The 2,754-nt window shown below is 65.9% G+C and carries 5 protein-coding genes; 3 read left to right on the top strand and 2 right to left on the bottom strand.

Annotated features, from left to right (window positions below; all coding sequences use genetic code 11):
* Positions 1-225, bottom strand: a 225-nt coding sequence (locus tag VFQ05_03675; GenBank protein ID HET9325849.1) for a hypothetical protein, incomplete at its 3' end; no start/stop codon positions are given.
* A gap of 76 nt (positions 226-301) precedes the next feature.
* Here VFQ05_03675 and VFQ05_03670 point away from each other — a divergent pair.
* Genes VFQ05_03670 through VFQ05_03660 form a run of 3 tightly spaced genes read left to right on the top strand, consistent with a single transcriptional unit; the run spans position 302 to position 2,543 of the window.
* The gene (locus VFQ05_03670) at positions 302-1,231 is read left to right on the top strand and encodes an AEC family transporter (GenBank protein ID HET9325848.1); all 930 of its coding nucleotides are present in this window, start codon (positions 302-304) and stop codon (positions 1,229-1,231) included.
* 44 nt (positions 1,232-1,275) lie between these two features.
* Entirely contained in the window at positions 1,276-1,668 is a 393-nt protein-coding gene (locus VFQ05_03665; GenBank protein ID HET9325847.1) for a hypothetical protein, read from the top strand.
* Positions 1,665-2,543: an MBL fold metallo-hydrolase gene (locus VFQ05_03660; GenBank protein HET9325846.1), complete on the top strand. Its 879-nt coding sequence runs from the start codon at positions 1,665-1,667 to the stop codon at positions 2,541-2,543. Before VFQ05_03665 ends, VFQ05_03660 begins: the two co-directional genes overlap by 4 nt.
* Positions 2,544-2,566: 23 nt before the next feature.
* Here VFQ05_03660 and VFQ05_03655 read toward each other — a convergent pair whose 3' ends face one another.
* Positions 2,567-2,752 carry a GlsB/YeaQ/YmgE family stress response membrane protein gene (locus tag VFQ05_03655; GenBank protein HET9325845.1) on the bottom strand — a complete coding sequence of 62 codons (186 nt, stop codon included), beginning with the start codon at positions 2,750-2,752 and terminating at the stop codon, positions 2,567-2,569.
* Between the last annotated feature and the right edge of the window lie 2 nt (positions 2,753-2,754).

Genomic DNA, 2,754 nt, shown 5'->3' with positions numbered 1-2,754 from the left:
CCGCTCCTCGTCGGTGGTGACGATGTTCGGGCTTCCGAGCACCTGCGCCACCTCGGCGCCGCTCATCCCCACCTTGATCTCGCGCTGCACCTTGCCGACGGTGAGCTTGTCGCCCTCGCCCTGCACCGCGGCGCGATGCTCCCCCGCGCTCATGCAGCCGGAAACGAGGATGGCGAACGCAGCGGCCAGTCCGAGCTTGGTTATGTCGAGCCTCCTTCTCGACATAGATACCCGCAGAAGCCTTATTGATCCAGCGCAAGGAAAGCCCCTGTACATTGGCGGACTGCCAGGGGGATGCGGTGTGGCGACGTTGATTACGGGAGTTGGTGCGGCCTTTGTCCAGAGTGTATTTCCCGTCTTGCTGATTGGCAGCCTTGGCTATGTCGTCGGGCGCGCTCGCTCCCTGGATCTCGCGCCCATCACGAGCCTTGCCGTGTTGGTATTCATGCCGGCGATCATCTTCGACTCGCTCGCGCGAGCCGCCCTGCCGCCGGATGTGCTCCTGCAGCTCGTTCTCCACGTGGTTCTGCAGATGGCGGGGATCTGGCTGCTTACGGTCCTGGTGGCACGGCTGATCGGCTGGCAAGGGCCAGCGCGGGGGGCTCTCTTGCTGTCGACGCTGTTCTCCAACTCCGGAAACATCGGACTTCCGCTTGCTTATTTCGCGTTCGGACAAGAAGGGTTCGCCATCGCCGGGGGTTGGTTCGCCATCATGGCCATCGGCTCGAGCACGATCGCCCCGTATCTCGCAGCCCGCGCGCTCGTGGGGATCCGAGCGGCCATCGCGCGGGTGGTGCGCCAGCCGGCCATCTACGCCGTCGTTGCAGGACTGGCGGTGAATCTGTCCGGGTGGCCGTTGCCCGGCCCGGTCGCCAAAGCGAGTGAGCTGCTGGCAGGCGGCTCGGTGGCCATGATGCTGGTGCTTGTCGGCCTGCAGCTCGCCCGGTTAACAATGCGCGAGGAAGTTGCGGGAGCTGTACTCGGCACGTCTATTCGGCTTCTGGCTGTGCCTTTCATCGCTTGGGCGGCAGGCAAATTCGTCGGGCTACAGGGGACAGCGCTCGCAGTCGCGGTGCTGCAGGCCAGTACGCCCGTGGCAGTGACTTCCGCGCTCTGGGCGCTCGAATTCAACGCCCGTCCAGCCCTGGTTTCCGCGACCGTGGTGCTATCGACACTCGCCAGCGTGGTGACGCTTACAGTGCTGCTAGCCGTGCTAACTAGCGGCTCTTAGCCGCCGCGCGTATATTTCCGAGGCTCGGCGAGCGGAGCGCCGATATGCCCCAGAAAGCCGTCGAAGTCATCCTGATGCGGCAGCTCGCGAGTTACCTCGCGATGCCAATCCTATTGTTCGATCCGGCCGGCACACTGGTGTTCTACAACGAGCCGATGGAAGCGATCTCCGGCATGCGCTTTGATGAAACCGGCGAGCTCAAGCTCGAGGAGTGGCCCTCGATGTTGCATCTGACCGCCGAGGACGGCTCGCCGCTGCCATTGGAGGCGCGCCCCTCGGTGGTCGCCCTGCAGCAGAAACGGGCCTCGCATGGTGTGTTTTGGATGGTCAGCGCCGACGGCGTTCGCAGAAAGGTCGCAGCGACCGGGTTCCCGCTCCAGGGCCAGGGCGGCCGGCATCTGGGAGCGGTCGTCATCCTGTGGGAGGCACAGGGATGAAAGTCACGCTTTGGGGAACGCGTGGCTCGCTCGCCACGCCCGGTCCGGAAACCGTCCGTTACGGCGGCAACACCTCCTGCGTCGAGGTGCGCGGCGCGGACGGCACGCTTCTTGTGCTGGACGCGGGGACCGGCATCCGGCGCCTGGGCGGAAAGCTCGGGCCGGAGGCGGGGCGCGTGGACGTGCTGCTGACTCATCTGCACATGGATCACATCCAGGGACTGGGCTTCTTCCGACCGCTGGACCAGAGCGGCCAGGAAGTGCACATCTGGGGGCCGCCGTCCACCACCCTTGACCTGCGCGCGCGCGTCAGCCGCTATCTGTCGCCGCCGCTCTTCCCGGTCCGGCTCCGGGAACTGCCTTCCCGCCTGACGCTGCACGACGTGCCGCTCGCGCCCGAGGAGATTCGGATCGGCGGGCTGCGCATCTCCGCGGCGCTCGTTTGCCATCCCGGCCCGACCGTCGGCTACAGGATCAGCGACGACACTGCCACGATCGCTTACATTCCCGATCACGAGCCGCTGCTCGGTGCCGCGCGCTTGCCGTCCTCGGACTGGATCTCGGGTTTCGACCTCGCCGCGAACGCCGACCTGCTGATTCACGACTCGCAATACAGCGCGACGCAGTATCCGAAGCACGTCGGCTGGGGGCACAGCGCGATCCCGCATGTGCTCGAGTTCGCGGCCCGCACCGGCGTGAAGCGCCTGGTCACCTTCCACCACGATCCGCGGCACGACGACGCAGCGCTGGATCGCCTGGTGGACGAGGCGCGCAGCTCGGGCGACCTGCCGTTCGAGATTCTTCCCGGCGTCGAAGGTGCGTGTTTTGAGCTAGGGCACGCCATGCGAAATCAGAGACAGACCACGTTGGAATGAACGTGGTCCGCTCCGAAATCGAGTCAGGCGCGGGCGCGGCGACCGCGGAAGAAGTTGACGATGGCGAGCAGGATGACCGCGCCGAGGAACGACACGAAGAGCGAGCCGATCGAGAAGTCGCTCTGATTGATCGTGCCGGTGCCGAAGAGCGGCGCGAGCAGCAGGCCGCCGAGGAAGGCGCCGACGATGCCCACGATGATGTTCAGGATCA

The organism is Candidatus Eisenbacteria bacterium (assembly GCA_035712145.1).
GTDB lineage: Bacteria > Eisenbacteria > RBG-16-71-46 > RBG-16-71-46 > RBG-16-71-46 > DASTBI01.
Note: the sequence above shows the minus strand (reverse complement) of the source record. Positions and strands in the feature narration are given on the sequence as shown.

Bases quoted from the DNA above. Each gene is read 5' to 3' on its own strand.
- VFQ05_03660 (HET9325846.1), top strand. From the start codon at position 1,665: ATGAAAGTCACGCTTTGGGGAACGCGTGGCTCGCTCGCCACGCCCGGT.
- VFQ05_03665 (HET9325847.1), top strand. From the start codon at position 1,276: ATGCCCCAGAAAGCCGTCGAAGTCATCCTGATGCGGCAGCTCGCGAGT.